The sequence below is a fragment of the Clostridium thermopalmarium DSM 5974 genome (assembly GCF_002995795.1).
Taxonomy (GTDB): domain Bacteria; phylum Bacillota; class Clostridia; order Clostridiales; family Clostridiaceae; genus Clostridium_H; species Clostridium_H thermopalmarium.
Window position 1 is genome coordinate 1 of sequence record NZ_PVXN01000043.1, and the last position, 18,733, is coordinate 18,733.

General features: G+C 30.9%; 17 protein-coding genes, 7 tRNA genes and 1 other RNA gene. 6 read left to right on the plus strand and 19 right to left on the minus strand.

Annotated features, from left to right (window positions below; all coding sequences use genetic code 11):
- The 11 genes from CPAL_RS08390 to CPAL_RS08440 all read right to left on the minus strand — a co-directional run.
- On the minus strand, positions 1-427 hold a 427-nt coding region (locus tag CPAL_RS08390; protein ID WP_106024424.1), incomplete at its 3' end, for a plasmid pRiA4b ORF-3 family protein.
- A 302-nt stretch (positions 428-729) separates the two neighbouring features.
- A complete protein-coding gene (locus CPAL_RS08395; RefSeq protein ID WP_061859165.1) occupies positions 730-2,424 on the minus strand; it encodes an RNA-binding domain-containing protein in 1,695 nt (564 codons plus the stop codon).
- Positions 2,425-3,459: 1,035 nt separating this feature from the next.
- Positions 3,460-4,056 (minus strand): recombination mediator RecR, encoded by a 597-nt coding sequence (recR, locus tag CPAL_RS08400; protein ID WP_061859166.1) that lies wholly within the window; start codon positions 4,054-4,056, stop codon positions 3,460-3,462.
- Positions 4,057-4,072: 16 nt separating this feature from the next.
- The gene (locus CPAL_RS08405) at positions 4,073-4,414 is read right to left on the minus strand and encodes a YbaB/EbfC family nucleoid-associated protein (RefSeq protein ID WP_061859167.1); all 342 of its coding nucleotides are present in this window, start codon (positions 4,412-4,414) and stop codon (positions 4,073-4,075) included.
- Between the two features lie 58 nt (positions 4,415-4,472).
- The gene (gene dnaX, locus CPAL_RS08410) at positions 4,473-6,101 is read right to left on the minus strand and encodes a DNA polymerase III subunit gamma/tau (protein ID WP_061859168.1); all 1,629 of its coding nucleotides are present in this window, start codon (positions 6,099-6,101) and stop codon (positions 4,473-4,475) included.
- A gap of 128 nt (positions 6,102-6,229) precedes the next feature.
- An RNA gene (ffs, locus tag CPAL_RS08415) (signal recognition particle sRNA large type) lies at positions 6,230-6,493 on the minus strand.
- A 4-nt stretch (positions 6,494-6,497) separates the two neighbouring features.
- Positions 6,498-6,587 (minus strand) — tRNA-Ser (locus tag CPAL_RS08420).
- Between the two features lie 204 nt (positions 6,588-6,791).
- Complete coding sequence (locus CPAL_RS08425; RefSeq protein WP_061859169.1) at positions 6,792-7,664, minus strand: hypothetical protein; 873 nt, start codon at positions 7,662-7,664, stop codon at positions 6,792-6,794.
- 110 nt (positions 7,665-7,774) lie between these two features.
- A complete protein-coding gene (gene ytvI, locus CPAL_RS08430; protein ID WP_061859170.1) occupies positions 7,775-8,830 on the minus strand; it encodes a sporulation integral membrane protein YtvI in 1,056 nt (351 codons plus the stop codon).
- Positions 8,831-8,859: 29 nt separating this feature from the next.
- Positions 8,860-8,949 (minus strand) — tRNA-Ser (locus tag CPAL_RS08435).
- Positions 8,950-9,022: 73 nt separating this feature from the next.
- Entirely contained in the window at positions 9,023-9,466 is a 444-nt protein-coding gene (locus CPAL_RS08440) for a nucleoside deaminase (RefSeq protein WP_061859171.1), read from the minus strand.
- A 189-nt stretch (positions 9,467-9,655) separates the two neighbouring features.
- On the opposite strand from CPAL_RS08440, the gene CPAL_RS08445 reads away from it, so the two are divergent.
- Positions 9,656-10,093 carry a Fur family transcriptional regulator gene (locus CPAL_RS08445; RefSeq protein ID WP_061859172.1) on the plus strand — a complete coding sequence of 146 codons (438 nt, stop codon included), beginning with the start codon at positions 9,656-9,658 and terminating at the stop codon, positions 10,091-10,093.
- A gap of 22 nt (positions 10,094-10,115) precedes the next feature.
- Here the strand turns inward: CPAL_RS08445 and CPAL_RS08450 are convergent, their stop codons facing one another.
- Positions 10,116-11,042, minus strand: coding sequence for a metal ABC transporter substrate-binding protein (locus CPAL_RS08450; protein WP_061859173.1), 927 nt, complete (start codon positions 11,040-11,042; stop codon positions 10,116-10,118).
- A 142-nt stretch (positions 11,043-11,184) separates the two neighbouring features.
- Between CPAL_RS08450 and CPAL_RS08455 the strand changes: the two genes are divergently transcribed.
- The 3 genes from CPAL_RS08455 to CPAL_RS08465 all read left to right on the plus strand — a co-directional run bounded on the left by CPAL_RS08455 (position 11,185) and on the right by CPAL_RS08465 (position 14,121).
- On the plus strand, positions 11,185-11,856 hold the full coding sequence (locus tag CPAL_RS08455; protein ID WP_061859174.1) for a metal ABC transporter ATP-binding protein: 672 nt from the start codon (positions 11,185-11,187) through the stop codon (positions 11,854-11,856).
- Positions 11,843-12,634: a metal ABC transporter permease gene (locus CPAL_RS08460; RefSeq protein ID WP_061859175.1), complete on the plus strand. Its 792-nt coding sequence runs from the start codon at positions 11,843-11,845 to the stop codon at positions 12,632-12,634. The genes CPAL_RS08455 and CPAL_RS08460 overlap by 14 nt, the downstream gene beginning before the upstream one ends.
- 92 nt (positions 12,635-12,726) lie before the next feature.
- Positions 12,727-14,121, plus strand: coding sequence for an MATE family efflux transporter (locus CPAL_RS08465; RefSeq protein ID WP_423237161.1), 1,395 nt, complete (start codon positions 12,727-12,729; stop codon positions 14,119-14,121).
- 20 nt (positions 14,122-14,141) lie between these two features.
- On the opposite strand, the gene CPAL_RS08470 is transcribed toward CPAL_RS08465, so the two are convergent.
- Positions 14,142-14,218: transfer RNA gene (locus tag CPAL_RS08470), tRNA-Arg, on the minus strand.
- A gap of 67 nt (positions 14,219-14,285) precedes the next feature.
- Entirely contained in the window at positions 14,286-14,852 is a 567-nt protein-coding gene (locus tag CPAL_RS08475; RefSeq protein WP_106024426.1) for a TetR/AcrR family transcriptional regulator, read from the minus strand.
- A 161-nt stretch (positions 14,853-15,013) separates the two neighbouring features.
- On the opposite strand from CPAL_RS08475, the gene CPAL_RS08480 reads away from it, so the two are divergent.
- Together CPAL_RS08480 and CPAL_RS08485 are read left to right on the plus strand one after the other, a co-directional pair.
- Positions 15,014-15,739: a YwaF family protein gene (locus tag CPAL_RS08480; protein WP_061859178.1), complete on the plus strand. Its 726-nt coding sequence runs from the start codon at positions 15,014-15,016 to the stop codon at positions 15,737-15,739.
- A gap of 92 nt (positions 15,740-15,831) precedes the next feature.
- A complete protein-coding gene (locus CPAL_RS08485; RefSeq protein WP_106024427.1) occupies positions 15,832-16,719 on the plus strand; it encodes a phosphatidylserine decarboxylase in 888 nt (295 codons plus the stop codon).
- Here the strand turns inward: CPAL_RS08485 and CPAL_RS08490 are convergent.
- From CPAL_RS08490 to CPAL_RS08510, 5 genes are all read right to left on the minus strand, one after another.
- Entirely contained in the window at positions 16,714-17,445 is a 732-nt protein-coding gene (locus CPAL_RS08490; RefSeq protein WP_061859180.1) for an MBL fold metallo-hydrolase, read from the minus strand. The genes CPAL_RS08485 and CPAL_RS08490 overlap by 6 nt on opposite strands.
- A 406-nt stretch (positions 17,446-17,851) precedes the next feature.
- Positions 17,852-17,928: transfer RNA gene (locus tag CPAL_RS08495), tRNA-Arg, on the minus strand.
- Positions 17,929-18,078: 150 nt separating this feature from the next.
- Positions 18,079-18,169 (minus strand) — tRNA-Ser (locus CPAL_RS08500).
- 37 nt (positions 18,170-18,206) lie between these two features.
- Positions 18,207-18,297 (minus strand) — tRNA-Ser (locus CPAL_RS08505).
- Between the two features lie 65 nt (positions 18,298-18,362).
- Positions 18,363-18,453, minus strand: a tRNA-Ser gene (locus CPAL_RS08510).
- Positions 18,454-18,733: the final 280 nt, after the last annotated feature.

The following is an 18,733-nucleotide window of genomic DNA, read 5'->3' on the forward strand; positions in this document are numbered from 1 at the left end:
AATCTTCATATCCCCACGGTCCCCCTACATCTTCAGGAGGACAGTTTCTTTTACCACCGATACATACTGGATATTTAACGCCTTCTTCCGGGTCAAGCACCTTCTCAACAACAATGTCATGTCTCCAGTCATCACCAAAGTCGTAAACATACCTGAATTTATCCTTGGGTGTAAAGTTCATACTGCTTAACTTTACCCTTTTTGCACTTTTTACTTCATATCTATCGTAAAAGTCCCATTCATCATCTTTTTCCCCAATAATCATTTCTCCCAGCCTGAACTCATAAAGATGGGATTCAAACCATCCCATCGCATACTGGATTATCCTGTGGAGTTTATAAAACGTGATATCATCTTTAACCAATACCCTTCTCCACACGGGTGGTTTTACATCTTTTAATGTTATTTTCAACTGAAGAATTTTCATAATGTCACGGCTCCTGACTGACTTTTATTGATTTCATATCCTGTAATTCTTATATTCTAATAAAAAGACCACAGACTTTACTTTCATTATACATTAAATTCTATTTATAATAATACATTTACTATTAAGTATCGGCTTCTATTTTCTCAAAGAATATCCGTGCTGACAACAATAATAATTTCTCAATACAACTTTATTTTCATTAAGTGCAAAATGCATCAATAAACATTTTGTCGCAATTAAATGATTCAAATATTTCATTATTGCAACAAAATAATGAGACATATGCTTATTTATTAGTTTTATTCCTCTTTAGATAAACAATAATATGCTCCTCTACCACTGCCTTTAATCTGAACACCATCCGCTTCTAACTCGCGCATAAGCCTTAATACCTGCTGCCTATCCATGCTTGTCATTTGTCTTATCTCTGCATTAGTAAGATTCCTTTCTTTCAATATAGATAGTATTCTCATTTTAATAGACTCTTTATCAAGTCTTTTATCCCTATCGTATTCTACCCCTTTTTCAAGCATTGAATAAACTTCCCGAGTTAAAGAGTAGTATTTCTTTTTAACAGTACCTCCTGATTTTATAAGTTTTAAACTATTCTCCATATAACTAAGTATTTCTCTAACTTGTTCTATACTTCTCTGACATATATAAGAAGCATTATATGTGTCTATTTCTCTATGTCTAAGAAGATAGTTTAAAATAATCAGGTGGTCTACATCAACTTCAATCCCCTTAGAATTTAATTCTTTAATAAAATTTCTGAACTCTGGAACTATTGTTGATGCAATAAGGGTTAATTCGATGCATTCTCCTATTTCATTATATTGCGGAGGCTCTTTTCCTTCTATTAATAAAGACTTATAGATTCTCGGAACTCCAAGATTACTTCTATTTACAAGTCTCAATCTGTCCATCAAATCTGCAAGATGCAAGTTCCTTGCTACTGGTGGGTGATGAAGTATATTACTCGGAGAAATACCTCCAATAAAATTACCTGGGTTTGTAATAATTAGTTTGTCTTTATAATGTTTCAGCATAACACTTCCTGGAATTCTATAATCCCTATGTACAAATGCATTAAGCAGTGCTTCTCTCAATGCTATTTTAGGATACGTAGAAAATTCAGGGTGTAAGAAACCAACCTCAATGGTAGTTGTAGGATTTTCAGTAGCCATGTATCTCTCTATTTCATATAGACCTATAGGTATCGGTGAATTTTCTCCATGCTTTATCGTATAATCTGTACTGCTTATCATTCTTCTAAAATCCCACCTATGATTTGGGATATATTTTGATAGTGCTTGTGTATTCCCAACAATCAAAAGTCCTCCAAAGGTTAGTTTCCCGTCTTTTAGTGCTCCTATAGACTTTAACAAGTCTTCATTAGACATTTTTAATAATGTATCTGGAGCATGTTCTTCGGCCATTATCATTCTTATTCTTTCCATAGCAACTGGTGAGAAACAGTCTTCCCAGTATTCGTCTACTAAATTTGATGTGAAGTCTGAAACTCCAGTTTTAGCAAACAGTTCTTTTCTCATAGACCCTGTAAGCGGTCTGCATTCTTTACCTATTCTTATTGTAGCACTCCCATTTGTTTCTGTATAAGGTGGCATACCAGGATATACATTCATCATCAATATTCTTCCATGCCCTTCTGGCACCTCAATCCAATCAAATGTCGGAGTAATATGGGGGTCAGTTTTTTCATATACCGCTTTTTGCATCAACAATGCATCAACAGTAGGAGGCACACCTAATATTGCCTTATTCCTGCCTCTAACCTTATCTTTTATTCCAAATACTATGGTCCCTCCTCCACCATTGGCCATACAAACTGCCATCTTTACTGCTAAATTTATGTTATCGTTTATACTTCTTTCTATCCATTCTTTAAAGTCTAAATCTTGTGCTTCAAACTCATCTGCAATATGCTCTTCTAACAAATCAAGAATTTTTAAAATATCATCTTTTGACCTCAAGTCTTTACCTCCTTTCACGCTTATTTTTTGTAACTAAATGCAACATGATGCATTTTAATTGCATCATTACTTATATTATTGCATCATTTCTTTGTATAATGCAATAGTAAAACACAGTATTCTATTATCATTATACATTAAATTCTATATACAAAAATATCTTTACTATTAGTATCGGCTTTCGTCTTCTTTAAGAATATCCATTCTAATAACCATAGTAATTCTCAATACAACTTTATTTGCATTTTAATAGAACTTTACCACTTATGAAACAACTTTTCTGTTTTTAAAATTTTCGTCCATATCATTTTTAGAAACAGAAAAAAAGCCCTATGTTATATAGCAAAAGTAAATAATGTTCTTTCATAAATTTCCTTTACTTCCCTTTCTCCTAAACCTTAAAAAGTTCGTTAAAACCAGTACTCCCAATACTTTCCCTGATTCATTATTCCTTTCACTACAACTACTTTATTTTATTTTTACAACAACTAATTATGGCCTAAATTCTTTCAAAATTTTTTCCTATTTCCTTACCCCTTTTTCCTCAATCCTAACTATATGCACCTCAAACAAACTTCTTTCCCTTTTCAAATAAAGTCCTTTTATAGACAGCCCTCAAACCCTTGAGAATACTGGCTTGTTATTCTCTTCCAATTATCCGTTTATTTACTCCATTTTTGTTTTTCACAATTTAAAGTAGTTGCATTTTTGATTTTTCAATGGAAAAAATGAAAATAAAGTAGTTGCAAAATTGAGGATTTATAGAGAGTTAAGGAAGAAGGTTTAAGGAGAATTCTTTCCATTTCTTCTCTCCATTTTTACTTCCATTCAATCTCTCAATCCATTGATTTTACTGAATTTAAACCTTATCCCTTATTCCTTTTCACCTTAAAATTCCTAATAAAAAAACATGGCCTACAGGGCTTTCCTTTGCCCTAATAAACCATGTTTCCTGCAAGAACTTTATTTTCTTCCTATCGATAATTTGCAAAATGATAGGAGTTTATTTAGGTTATACACAAGGCTGCAATTTTCTTATAGTTCTACTCTTCCCTCGAGCGCCTTAGAAAGAGTAACCTCGTCTGCATACTCTAAGTCTCCACCTACAGGAATACCGTGGGCAATTCTTGTAACCTTAACTCCTAATGGCTTTAAAATTTTAGATATATACATAGCCGTAGCTTCACCTTCTACATTAGGATTTGTAGCTACTATGATTTCTTTTACATCTCCATTTATTCTTCTTACTAATTCCTTAAGACGTATATCATCTGGACCCTTACCAGACATTGGAGATATTACTCCATGGAGTACATGATAAACACCGTTATACTCCCTTATCTTTTCCATAGACATTATATCTTTAGGCTGCTCAACTACACAAATAGTGCTAATATCTCTGTTTGGGTTTGAACATATAGCACAAACCTCACTATCTGTAAAATTACCACATACAGAGCAGTATCTTATAGTGCCTCTTGCCTTAACTAAGGCATCTGCAAATTCCTTTACTTCTTCTCTTGGTAAGTTTAATACATATAATGTAAGCCTTTGAGCAGTCTTATGCCCTATTCCTGGTAGTTTTGCAAACTCTTCTATCAATTTTTCTATAGCTATAGGATAAAAATCCAAATCATTCACCTCAAACCTAGAACATTCCAGGCATATTAAGACCACCTGTTAGTTTCTTCATTTCATTTGCTGTTGCTTCTTCTGCTGCTTGTAATGCTTGGTTGCAAGCAGTTAATACTAAATCTTGTAACATTTCAACATCATCTGGATCTACAACATCTGGTTGTATTTGTACATCTACTACCTGTCTTTTACCACTTACTACAACCTTAACAGCTCCACCACCAGCTGTTCCTGTAAACTTTTTATTTTCAATTTCAATTTGCATTTTTTCCATTTGCTCTTGCATTTTTTGAGCTTGCTTCATTAAATTGTTTATATTCATTCCACCCATTCCTGGGAATCCGCCTCTTGCCATAATATTACCTCCTAATATTTAGATTAACTTAATCTTTTATATTTTATCATTTACTAGATTATTCATCAATTACTTGTACTAAGTCTTCTCCAAAGGTTTCTTTTACAATCTCCTCTTGAGATTTCTTGTTTTCTTCTTTTTTGTCCACAGTATATCTTATTCTAATTTTTTCTTTTAGTGCTTCTGAAAAAATATCTTCTATCAATTTACGATTTTCTTCTTTTTCAAGTCTTTTTATATTAAATGCATACTCTGGTTCATATTTTATTTCAATAACTCCATTTTTACAACTCACAGCCTTACCTGTAATGAGAGAAGCATATAAAACCATAAGCCTTCTGTTCTTAAAAATTTCAAGGATATCCTTCCATGACTTCTTTACTTGATCTAAAGTTAATTTAGATTCTAAATTCAATTCTATTTCATCATCTTTTTCTTGTTTATTTTCCATGTCTTTTAATACCTGACTTTTAGGCTTATCAAAAGATGCTTTATTAGACTCAGCTTTAGTATTATTCTGTTTTATCTGAAAATTTCCTTCTCTTATGAGATTCTCTAATTTATTTATTCTAGCTAAAAGAACTTCTTTAGATGTATCGTACTCTATTTTACACATTTTTATTACAGCAAGCTCTAAATATATTCTGTTTTGATTACTCCATTTAGATTGCTCTATTGTTTCTTGAAGTATTCTTATATATCTCATTATCTCTTCTATTCTTAATTTATCAGCCTGAGCCTTCATAATTTCTATGCCTTCTTCAGACATATCTAAAACTTCTTCTGGATTCTGACTAATCTTTGCCATCATAAGATTTCTCATATGATGTGTCATATCTTTTATAAATAAATTTATATCCTTTCCGCTGTAAACCACGTCATCTATAATCTTTATTGCTCTTTCAACATCTTTATCTATTATGCTGTCTGTCAATCTTAATAGGTTTTCATTAGTTACAAGTCCCAATATATTAACAACTTGCTCATATTCAACTTTTCCATTGCCCATGGATATAGCTTGATCTAATATGCTTAATGCATCTCTCATGGCTCCATCTGACATTCTTGCAATTAGCTTTAAGCTCTTATTATCAGCAAAATTGCCTTGTTCTTTAGTAATCTTTACAAGACGTTCAAATACATCATCACTCTTTATTCTTTTAAAGTCAAATCTTTGGCATCTTGACAGAATTGTTATAGGCAACTTTTGAGGGTCTGTAGTGGCTAATATAAATATCACATTTTTAGGAGGCTCTTCCAAAGTCTTCAAAAATGCATTGACAGCTCCTTGAGTTAACATATGAGCTTCATCCATTATATAAACTTTATACTTACCTTCACTTGGAGGATACTTTACTTCTTCTATGAGTTCTCTAATATCATCTACCTTATTATGAGATGCAGCATCCATTTCAGATACATCTATAGCTAAACCAGCATTTATTTTTTTACACATTTCACACTCATTACAAGGCTCTCCATCTTGAAGATTTAAGCAATTTACCGCCTTAGAAAATATCTTCGCAGTAGAAGTTTTTCCTGTACCTCTCGTTCCACAAAAAAGGTAAGCATGAGCTATTCTATTATTTTTTATTTGATTTTTTAGTGTAACAGTTATATGAGGCTGACCTACAACTTCATCAAAAACTTTAGGTCTCCATTCCCTATATAAAGCCGTATATGCCAATTGTAACACCTTCTATCTTATTTCAATTTAGTAATTTTTATGCTTAGTTATTATTATATCATAATACACTTGCTTTTTTATACGAAAAAAAGACGCCTTTAAAGCGTCTTGTGGTATCTTATGTAAAGTCGTGCACCTCGTGTCGACAGTAAAGTATGAGCGTTACTTATACAGTTAACTCAAACCAGGTTGACCCACGGCACACGAAAGGTCTCACTTACCGCTGCTTCCTTCCGGACCTGACGGGGTTCATGAGTTTCCGTTGCGTGGGGCCCAATTCTCAACGTCACTTGTATAAGCCAGGCCTCACACTTTAAAGCCTCGACGAGGAGTTCAACCCTGCTGTAGCGGATTGCAGGTACAGGACACCGCTAACTTCCCGTCTAGCACGACCAATGGCGGAGAGAGAGGGATTCGAACCCTCGGTAGAGTTTCCCCTACACACGCGTTCCAGGCGTGCTCCTTCAACCACTCGGACATCTCTCCATAAGTTAAAAAACATTATTTAGTTTCTTTGAGCAAAATTTATTATACTATTAAACCTTACTTATTTCAAGAGAAATATAAATATTTATCCTTAGTACTTGTTAGTTATACATATATATTATTCTATAATATGAATATCACATCATATTTAGAAAAATAACATTACTAGTTCTAATATATTCTACTTATATGAATTTTATTCCACTATTTTATTTTTGACAATTCATCGTCTCTCCAATTAATTATATCTCTCACAGCAATTTTATATTTTTCATCTTCTTTTTTATAAAATTCTCTTATAACTTTGTCCTCATTCATAACTGTATTATCCCATATGCTCTCAGTTGCTATATTATCTTCACTCAACTTTGTCATCTTTTCATCATACTCTTTTATAGTCTTATTCTTAAAGGCAGTTTTATTATTATCTCTTTCTTGCTGTGCTTGTTTCATTTTTCTATCATACTCATTCCATAAGTTATTTAATGCATTTTTCTTATTTTCATAGGACTTAGATTCAGCTTCTATTTTTGCCGCATATCTATCTCTAACAACTCTTTCTTTTTCCGCATTTTCTTTTTCCGCTTGTAAAAGCTTAACCTTTCTGTTATTTTCAGCATAAGGCATATTTTTTGATTTTTCTGCTGCATATTCAGCTTCTATTTTGTTTTTAGCATTTTGAAATTCTGCTTTAACTCTTTGAAGTTCTATATCTAATTCCTTTTTTATTTTAGTTTTCATTGCATTATTTGCAGCAGCTATTTTAGCATCATAAGCTTTTTTAATTAAATTTGCGCTTAAATTTATGTTATCTTCAAATTCCTTAAGCTCTTTTGAATTTTCTGTATCTCTAACACTATCAAGACTTTTTCTCTTTAAACTATACTCACCTTCTAATTCTTTACCTCCTAAAGAACTTCCATTCATATCAACATTTTGTACAACATCAATATTACTTTCAGCCGCTACATTAGAAGTATCTTTTTTATATTTCTTAAGTTGATTTTTTATACCGCATCCTGTAAAAAATATAACACTAGCCAAAATACAACCCACCGCTCTTAGCTCCTTCTTCATAGGATACACCCCCAAAAATTAAATACATTGCACTTTTCTTACAGGTTACGTATATTTTATCGTTTATAAACTTCCTTTTTTTATATTATCTTGAAAAATATTTTCCACACTTATTTTAATACACCAACTTTACTTAATACATTATAAAATACTACAAGAAATATACAAAAGAACATACCCATAATTCCATTTGCTTTTAATCCTATAAATATAGCTGCTAATATAGCTACAGGGTGAACTCCTAGAGAAGAAGATACTATTTTAGGTTCTACAATTTGCCTTACTACAAATGCAATTACAAATAATACAAGTACTCCGCCTGCTACAAAATAATTTCCCGAGAAAAAATAAATTGCTGCAACAGGTATATATACAGTTCCTATACCCAATATAGGCAAAATATCAAATATAGCAGAAAGTATACTTAGAGTTATTGTATATCTTACCCCTAAAATTAAAAATCCTATTAAAGTGACTAAAAGAGTAATAAGTATTATTATTAAATAGGAAGCAATATAGTTGACTATCATTTTTTTTGCTTCTTTTATAGTTTTTGATATTTCACTGTTCTTGTTTGATGGAATTAATTTTGATACTTTTTTCTTTACCAAACTCATATCCTTTGTAAAATAATATGTGCTTAATACTGTAAATAATGCTACCATAAGTATATACGGAATTGATGAAAAAATTGTAAGCACACTTGATAAAGCTGAGCTAGTAAGTTTCACTGTTGTATTGGATATTTTTGTAATAGTACTAGAAATATTTTTTTCTATATTATCTGTAATAGAAGGATCTAAATTACTATAATATTTATATATTCTTTTTAAGAATTTAGATATATTATCTCCATTTTGAGCAATATACACCTGAACATTTTTGCCTAATTCAATTATTTCCTGAACTATATGGGATATTGCCCCGGAAACTATAAAAATAATTACAGCAAAAAAAATAAATGTTGTAATAAGTGATGCTAAGGAATTCTTTAATTTAAACTTATTTATAAGATATCTAGTAGGTTTAATAAGTATTAATGAAAAAAGGAATGCAACCACAAATGGCAGTGTATAGCTTAATGTATTAAAAAAAGTTATGAATATAATAGTGTAAACTATAAAAAATATAAAAAGTCTGTCTAGTTTTCCCGTGAGCTGACTCACTTAATCAGTCCCTCCTAAATTTTATTAATTGGCGGAGAGAGGGGGATTCGAACCCCCGGTAGAGTTTCCCCTACGATTGATTTCGAGTCAATTGCCTTCGACCTCTCGGCCATCTCTCCTAACTTAATTTATACAATAATAATATTACAATAAGTTACATTAGTAAAGTTTATATCATGAATAATGATTTGACTATTTTCTTCTTTTTCTGAAGAAATTTGTTAATATGCTACTGCATTCCTCATCATACATCCATTGTACATCAACCATACTGTTTAAAGCCTCACTTTGAAGTACATTTAAAACAGACCCACAGCATCCAGCTACAGGATCAAAAGTCCCAATATAAACCTTTCTTATTCTCGATTGTATAATAGCTCCAGCACACATAGGACATGGTTCTAATGTAACATACAAATCACATCCACTTAATCTCCAATCCCCTATAATTTCTGCAGCATATTTAATTGCAAGTATTTCTGCATGAGCTGTTGGATCTTTTAATGTCTCCCTTAGATTGTGTGCTGAGGATATGATATTATTGTCTTTCACTATCACCGCACCTACTGGAACTTCATTAAGCTTCTCTGCTAATTTTGCTTCTTCTATTGCTTTTCTCATAAATTCTTTATTCATATTTATAACCTCTATTTTGTAAAATAAACAAACTTTTATATAGATTATATCATATGTTTTGGTAAGATATACTAATATACAATTTTTAACCTTCAATTACTTTTTAATCATGTAAACAACTAAGTTTATTATTGAATCTAGAAATTAATTATTATAAAATAAAGTCAAAGTATATTAGGAGTGTTATAAATGATTAATATAGATGAAATTGAGGAGGCTCTTAAGAAAAAAGGGTATAAACTCACAAGACAGCGAAAATCTATACTGGAAGTTCTTATTGAGAATTCAGGAAAGCTTATTTCTGTTGAAGATATATATATTCAATGCAAAAAAAAGTATTCTAAGACTAATCTGTCTACAGTATACAGAAATCTAGAAATCTTAAAAGACATAGGTATGCTTCATAAAACAAACTTTAACGGTTCTTCTTCAAGTTATGAAATAACTTATAATCAATGTCATCACCACCATTTAATTTGTAAAAATTGTGGTAAGACGGAAACTATAGATTACTGTCCTTTAGAAGCTATAACACCTAAAATAAACAATAACGGATTTACTGTAACCGACCATAGATTAGAAATATATGGCTACTGCAGTAATTGCAGTAAAAATAATAAAAGTTGAAGGATTAAATATCCTCCAACTTTTATTTTAAGCTGTTATATATCTTCTCTAGATTACTTCTCATGCTTTCAATATAATTTTTATTGTCTTCCTTTGATTCTAGTGAATATATCTTTTCTACCTTTGCTCCTACTTCATTTGCTAATGTCTTTGACATTTCTGGACTTGCATTTTCTTCTGAAAATATAGTTTTTACATTATTTTTTTTTGAATACTCTACTAATTCCTTCAACTTTTTAGCACTTGGCTCTCCTTCTGAATATACTCCTTCAATACTGTTTTGCTCTAAATTAAAATCTCTGCATAGATATGAGAATGCCGCATGTCCTGTAACAAACTTTTTATGGGTTAAACTATCAAATTTACTCTTGTATTCGTTGTAGAGATCATCAAGTTCTCTTGAAAATTCCTCATAATTTTTCTCATAATAATCCTTATTAGAAGGATCAGCCTTTATTAAAGCTTCTTTTATATTATTTGACTGAACCTTTGCTTCTTTTAAACTAAGCCAAATATGAGGATCATATTCTCCATGTTCATGCTCATCTTCTTCATTAGATTCTTTAATAGGATTAACGCCCTTAGAAGAATCTACTAGTATAACATTGTTTGTGTCTAAACTTTCTAAAACCTTATCTACCCATGGTTCCATTCCAAGTCCATTATAAACAAATATCTTGCTGTTATTTATATTTTCTAAATCCTTTGCCTTTGGTTCAAAATCATGAGGTTCTACTGCACCTTCCAAAACTGATGTCACATTTACCTTATCTTTTCCTATAGCTTCTGTAAATTCCTTTAAAGGATTAAAACTAACCACTACATCTATTTTCCCTAATGTTGAATTATTTATTTTAGATTCATCTTTACCTGTTTTTCCATTACTACAAGCTGTTAATGAAAAAAAGATTATAAATGTTGAAATTAAGGCAATAATCTTTTTATACATACAGTCACTCCTTTTAGTTGCAAATTATTTGCATTTAGGTATATAATAAACTTGGCAATTTTAAATGTCAATATAATTGGCATTATTTTTTTAATTGTTTTGAATAAACTTAGAATGTTAACATTTATTTTGGAGGAAACTTATGATTCATATTAATAATTTATGTTTTTCCTATACAAATCATAGCCCTTATATATTAACTGACTTAAATTTAGTTATTAATAAAGGCGATTACGTATCTATATTAGGTGAAAACGGAAGTGGAAAAAGCACCCTTATAAAACTCATATTAAAAATATTAAAACCATCTAAAGGTTCTATAACCATTAATACTGATAAGATAGGATATGTTCCTCAGAGATTAGACAGCTTCAATTCTCAATTTCCTATAACCGTATATGAAGTGCTTAATACCCATAGAAGGGCAATTGGTATTAAAGATATGTCTTCTATAAATAAAAGTTTAGATAAAGTAGGAATGAGAGATTATAAAAATCATCTTATAGGAAATTTATCTGGAGGTCAGCAGCAGAAGATATTTATAGCCAGAGCGTTAATGGGCAATCCAGATCTTATCGTCCTTGATGAACCATCTACAGGAATAGATATTCAAAGCCAAAAAGAAATATATGAGCTAATCAAGAATTTAAATTTAAAATTAGGTGTTACTGTTATTTCTATTGAACATAACTTAAAAGCAGCTATATTAAATTCTAACTATATATTTGAGCTTAATGATGGCAGTGGAATATTACGTTCTGTCTCTGAATATAAAAGACACCACAAGGAGGTTATATCTAATGCTGCAATATAGTTTTATGCAAAATGCCTTAATGATATCCCTGCTTATTTCCATATTGTGTCCATTTATTGGAGTTTTTTTAGTGTTAAGACGTCATTCAATGATGGGAGATACTTTAGCGCACAGCTCACTTGCTGGAGTAGCTATTGGAATTATGCTTAACTTTAATCCTATAATAAGCTCTTTTATCTTCACATCTATATGTGGAGTTTTTATAGAATTTCTCCGTTCATACTATAAAAAATATGCAGAACTAATTTTAGTAATAATTCTAACTCTAAGCGTTGGCATAGCTATAATGGTTATAAGTACAGGTAGTGCAAAAGCTAATGTCAATTCTTATTTATTTGGAAGTATATTAACCGTATCTAAGCAGGAACTTATTACTGTATTTATACTTAGTATTATTTCAGTTATAACTCTTATAGTTTTATACGATAAACTTGTATACATAACTTTTGATGAAGAAGGAGCAAAAATCGCTGGAATAAAAGTAAGACTTATAAATTATATTTTTGCTCTTTTAGTTAGCGCAACTATATCCGTATCCATAAGAATAATAGGTGTACTTGTTTTGTCATCAATGTTGGCTGTTCCTGTGGCTACAGCACTTCAGCTAAACAAAAGTTTCAAATCTACTTTAGCATATTCTATAATATTTGGATTTATAGATATAATGATTGGGCTTATATCTTCCTATTATGTCAACAGTGCTCCTGGAGGAACTATAGCTCTAACTTCTGTTATTGTTCTTTGCATAGTAATAGTTTTTAAGAAGTTTTCAAAATAAAATATAGAAACTTCATTATTCAGAGAAATTTAGTTTAATATCTTATAAAGAATATGTACTGAAATATGAGAATGTGAAAAATATTAGAGGAGATGCTTTGCATGGATAAAGAATATTTGATAAATGAAAAACCATTAAAAGCATTACTAGTTTTTGCTTTACCCATGATTATAGGAAACCTATTTCAGCAATTTTATACAATGGCGGATTCAGTAGTAGTTGGCAGATTTGTCAGCGAAAATGCATTAGCTGCTGTAGGTGCTTCCTACTCATTGACTAATGTATTCATATGTATCGCAATTGGGGGAGGAGTAGGAGCCTCGGTCATTACCAGTAAATATTTTGGATCAAGAGAATATGGACAAATGAAAGAGTCTGTTTACACAGCATTATTCTCCTTTCTTATTATAAGCATAATCCTAGGTATTTTTGGGTTTTTTACAGGAAAAGAAATTATGCAGCTATTAAATACACCATCTAATATTTTAGATATGGCAGCAGAGTATCTAAATATATATTTCCTTGGACTTCCGTTTCTATTTATGTATAATGTGCTTTCTGCCATGTTTAATGCAATTGGCCGCTCTCGTATTCCTTTATATTTGCTTATTTTTTCTTCCTTACTAAACATTTTTTTAGATGTATATATGGTTCGTTCTTTAAATCTTGGTATATCAGGAGTTGCATGGGCAACCTTGATTGCACAAGGTATTTCCGCAATTTTTGCATTTTTATTATTTTTAAAGGAATTAGCTACTTATTCTGACAACAATTATTCTATTTTTAATAAAAAAGAACTAAAAAGCATGGCTGTAATTGCACTGCCTTCTATTTTTCAGCAATCTACTGTTTCTATTGGTATGATGCTTGTTCAATCAGTTGTAAATAGTTTTGGATCAGAAATGCTAGCAGGATTTTCAGCAGCCATGAGAGTTGAAAGCATATGTGTTGTACCAATGGCAGCTATGGGAAATGCAATATCTTCCTACACAGCACAAAATATCGGTGCTAAAAAATATGAACGAGTTCAAAAGGGTTATCATACCGCAAATAAAATTGTTGCTGTATTTGCAATTCTAATTTGTGTAATACTTGAAGGATTCCATATGCCTATCATTTCTATGTTTTTAGGTGATGATGGTACTAGGTTAGCTCTACAAACAGGTACAAGCTATCTAAAATTTATGGGTTGGTTTTTTGTTTTAATTGGATTAAAAATGGTTACTGATGGTTTATTGCGAGGGGCTGGGGACATGAAGATGTTTACTGTGGCAAACCTGGCTAACTTATCAGTTCGTGTTGCTATAGCTATATTATTGGCTCCAAGATTCGGTATTAATTTTGTATGGTATGCAGTTCCAATAGGTTGGTTTGTAAACTTTATTATGTCTTTTGCACAATATAAAACAGAAAATTGGAAACATACTTTAGTTGATGTTTCTTGTAAAAAACAAAATGGTAATAGAATAAAAAAGCTTCAAACTTAAATTTAAGTTTGAAGCTTTTTTGGCGTCCCAGACACGATTCGAACGTGCGACCCCGAGCTTAGGAGGCCCGTGCTCTATCCTGCTGAGCTACTGAGACATACACAACTTTTACTATATTATTTTAGTTCAGTTTTCACTTAATGTCAACCTTATATTATATAAGATCATCCTGATATTCCATATAAAATATAGCTAGTTAAATTCTCTATAACTTCATTAACATTATCTTTTTCATTGTTTATAAGTTCATATACTGCAGCAGCAATTAAAGCTCCAAAGAATTCATAAGCCATAAAGGAAGAATCTCCGCCTTTTATCCCTCCCTTATCTATGGCCTCTTTAATATACTGTTCTATTAATAGAATATATTCCCTTAAAGCCTCTCTTAGTTCTAATTGTCTTAATTCTTTTCCCCATATTTGACTCATAATTACCTTAAAAAAGTCTTTGTTTTCATAGATTAATTTTAATTGAACTCTGCAAAGAGTTTTTAATTTAGATACAGGTTCTTGTACCTTTTCTACTTCTCTTTGTATATCTTCCTTTATCTTATTCATTCCCTCTTTTATGATATATTTAAATATGTCTTCTTTATTTTTAAAATTATAATATAAGGTACCCTTAGCAACTCCAGCTTCTAAAGCTATATTATCTACAGTAGCTCCATTATATCCTTTACTTGAAAATTCTTTTATGGCAGCTTGAAATATAGCCTCCTTGGTTCCATTCATTTATATCACTCCAAAATTCATATATTATAATAACAAGTATAATTTTTTCTTATTTTATTATACTTATTATTATAATATGTAACAATATATTTTTATTAAGAAGTTGAATTTTACTATTTCCTATATTTAACCTATACCTTAACTTTAAGAGGTGATTAAACTTGAAAAGTTTTAGTTCATACTGGAAAGCTATTGAAAGAAGTTCACCTACAAAACCTTTTTCCCTTCCCCACATATTGAGTTTATTAATAATTTTTTTTATAATACTCGCAATGTACTTATATAGAGAAATATTAAAAACAGAAAAATATAAAAATCTAATATCAAAGACCATTGCCTCAATTTTAATTGGACATCAAATTTCTTTATATCTTTGGTATATTACAAACGACAAACTAACTCTAAAAGAAGCCCTACCTTTATATCTTTGTAGAATTTCATTAATATTATCCATTATTATGATGTTTAATAAAAGCCATAAGATCTTTGATATATTATACTTTTGGGGTCTTGGAGGGGCATCTGTTGCGTTGATTTTTCATGATACATCTATTTTCCCTTTTCCTCACTACGTTTTTATTCAATTTTTTATATCTCATGGAGGAATTTTGATTTCAGTACTTTTTATGATGTTTATATATGATTATTCACCAAATATAAATTCATTAATAAGAACCTCCATATGGACCTTGATATACTTTATATTTACAATACCTATTAACTACATTATAGATAGCAACTACTGCTATTTAAGATACAAACCTTGTTTTACGCCTTTAGACCTTCTTCCTGATAAACCTATTTATTTTGTACCATTTATAATCTTAGGCGTTTATATGCTATTTTTATTGATGTACCTCCCTTTTTCAAGTAAACTATCTTCATAAGGCTTGTGTTATTTTGTAATTAATTATATATTAATATAGAATATTCTATTATATTTTCTATTTATTGAATAAGCTTTATGAAGGGATATATTATGATTAAGTATTTTAATAGAAAAATAAAAACTTATGAGATTGAAAATGTTGCAGGGGGAAAATATTTAGAATGGACATATTCCTCTCCTATAGGCTTAAATATTTTAGAACTTTTAATTAAGAAAAAAATTTTTTCAAAGCTTTATGGTGTTTTTTGTGATTCTAGGCTAAGCAGGAGAAAAATAGATAATTTTATTAAGGAATTTAATATAAACGAAGATGAATTTAAAGTAGATAAATCAAACTATAAATGTTTTAATGATTTCTTTGCAAGAAGTTTAAAAAATGGGGCTAGGCCTATAGATTATAATGTTTCAACCTTAATATCTCCTTGTGATGGACGAATGACAGCTTATGAGAATATCGATATTAATAACTTGGTACAGGTAAAAGGTATTTCCTATAGGCTAAAGGATCTAATCCAAAATGAAGATTTATCTAAAAAATATATAGGTGGAACCTGCATTATATTAAGACTTGCTCCAATAGATTATCATAGATTTCACTTTTTAGATTGGGGCATATGTGAAGAAAGTAAGAAAATTTCCGGGCACTATTATTCAGTAAATCCTATTGCTCTAAGAAAAATACCAAAGTTATTCTGTGAGAATAAAAGAGAATATAGTTTATTCCATTCTAATAACTTTGGTAATGTTTTATATGTTGATATAGGTGCCACCTGTGTTGGTTCTATAGTTCAAACCTATACTCCTTATACACAGGTAAAAAAAGGAGATGAAAAAGGATATTTTAAATTTGGAGGTTCCACGATAATACTTTTCTTTGAACCTAAAAAAGTTAAGATAGATGAAGATATTTTAGAACAAACAAGACTAGGCTTTGAATGTAAAGTTAATTTTGGAGAAAAAATAGGAGTAAAGCTATAATTCAAATACTAGTCCGCTCTCAGCTTTAACTATTTCTCCACTAAATTCTTCTCCTGCTTCTTTAACTAAATTATCTAAATCTCCATAGTGAGGGAAATGAGTTAACACTAGTTTTTTAACATTAGCCATTTTGGCTATCTTACCAACTTCTCCTGCTGTAAGATGGCCTTTTGCCTTTCCAAACTGTTCATTAAAGAGATTACATTCACATATAAAAACATCTGCATTTTCAGCTATTTCTACTATTTTATCACTCCACTCTGTATCCCCACTATAAGCAAGAACTTTTCCATTCTCCTCAAACCTCATAGCTAAACAAGGTACTGGATGATTGCCCCATTTAAAGCTTACACTTAAATCTCCAAACCTTAACACAGTTCTTTCATCTATCTTTTTACCTATTGTGCCTCCACCATATGTTAATTTATTAAATTCAGAAGATAAATTATGTCCATATATATCTAAAGTTCCACTTCTCTTTCCAAGGCTTCTAGTGTATCCTACTTGGTATTGAAGACATGATATATCTCCAAAATGGTCACCGTGATAATGAGATAAAATTACCGTATCTATTTCTGTTAATGGTATATAATTTTGTACCTTTGATAACACCCCTGAACCACAGTCTATTAAAATATTATGTTTTCCACTCTGAAGCAAATATCCTGTCGCTGCTTCATTTTTTTCTGGATAAGCTCCCCAATATCCTACTACAGTTACTTTCATTATATTCACTCCTTGTATAATACTATTTTTTATATTATCTCAACTTATAACTTATTATACATTTATAGATTATAATATATAAAATTAAATCTAATTCATTAAAAAAAGCCTATCAAAAGTACCTTAAATAAATACTTTATGCAAAATATGTGTGTTTAGCCTTCCACTTATTAAGTGCAATACCAAGCCAAAAGCTATAAATGCCTAAGGTAATAAGACAAAACAGCCACCAACATACTTATATTAGTTTCTGTCATATTCATCATCCTCTAAAATATATAAGCTTCTATATTTTAGAGTATTTTCCTTTTTAAATTATTTTTAATATATGAATTTTAAAATTTTAAATCAAAGAATTTTATGAAAAAGTAAAAAACCTAGTAATCATTGAGACTACTAGGTTTTGTGGTGCGCGAGAGAAGATTCGAACTCCCGACCAACTGGTTCGTAGCCAGCTACTCTATCCAACTGAGCTACTCGCGCATGTGCTTTAATTATATCTATTTTAACATAGGAACTATAGAAAGTCAAACACTAACCTTACTGCAGATCAGTTAATGCCATTATAGTTCCTATGTTACATAGGGATTAGACCTCATTAAAAAACACTCAATTTACATTGAGTGCATATTATGGCGGAGAAAGAGGGATTTGAACCCTCGCGCCGGTTTCCCGACCTACGCCCTTAGCAGGGGCGCCTCTTCGGCCTCTTGAGTATTTCTCCACAGTCCTACAGTTTATCTTTAGATTTAACATCTTTATGGCGGAGAGATAGGGATTCGAACCCTAGGTACGCTTTCACGTACGCCGGTTTTCAAGACCGGTGCCTTAAACCAACTCGACCATCTCTCCATATGACACTTAAATAGTATAATATATAAATTTAAGTTTGTCAATATAAATTTATTTATTTTTTATGGCGGAGAGATAGGGATTCGAACCCTAGGTGCGCTTTCACGCACGCCGGTTTTCAAGACCGGTGCCTTAAACCAACTCGACCATCTCTCCATATCTTAGCGACGATATTTATTATAACAACATATCGCCGCATTGTCAACTTTTTTAATTATTATTTTTTGATTTATTTTATAACTCTAAATTGCAATATTAAATGCAACACTTATTGAGAAAACCACGCATAATCTTTTAGTTGCAATTGTCAAGGGAAGGGTGGAGATTTTCGTAGAAAATACTACCCGACCTTGACAATGTAATTAATGATATAATTATCTTTGGCCTTTCGGCATAATTTGTCGAAAGGCCTCAGCTATAATTAATCATGTATATC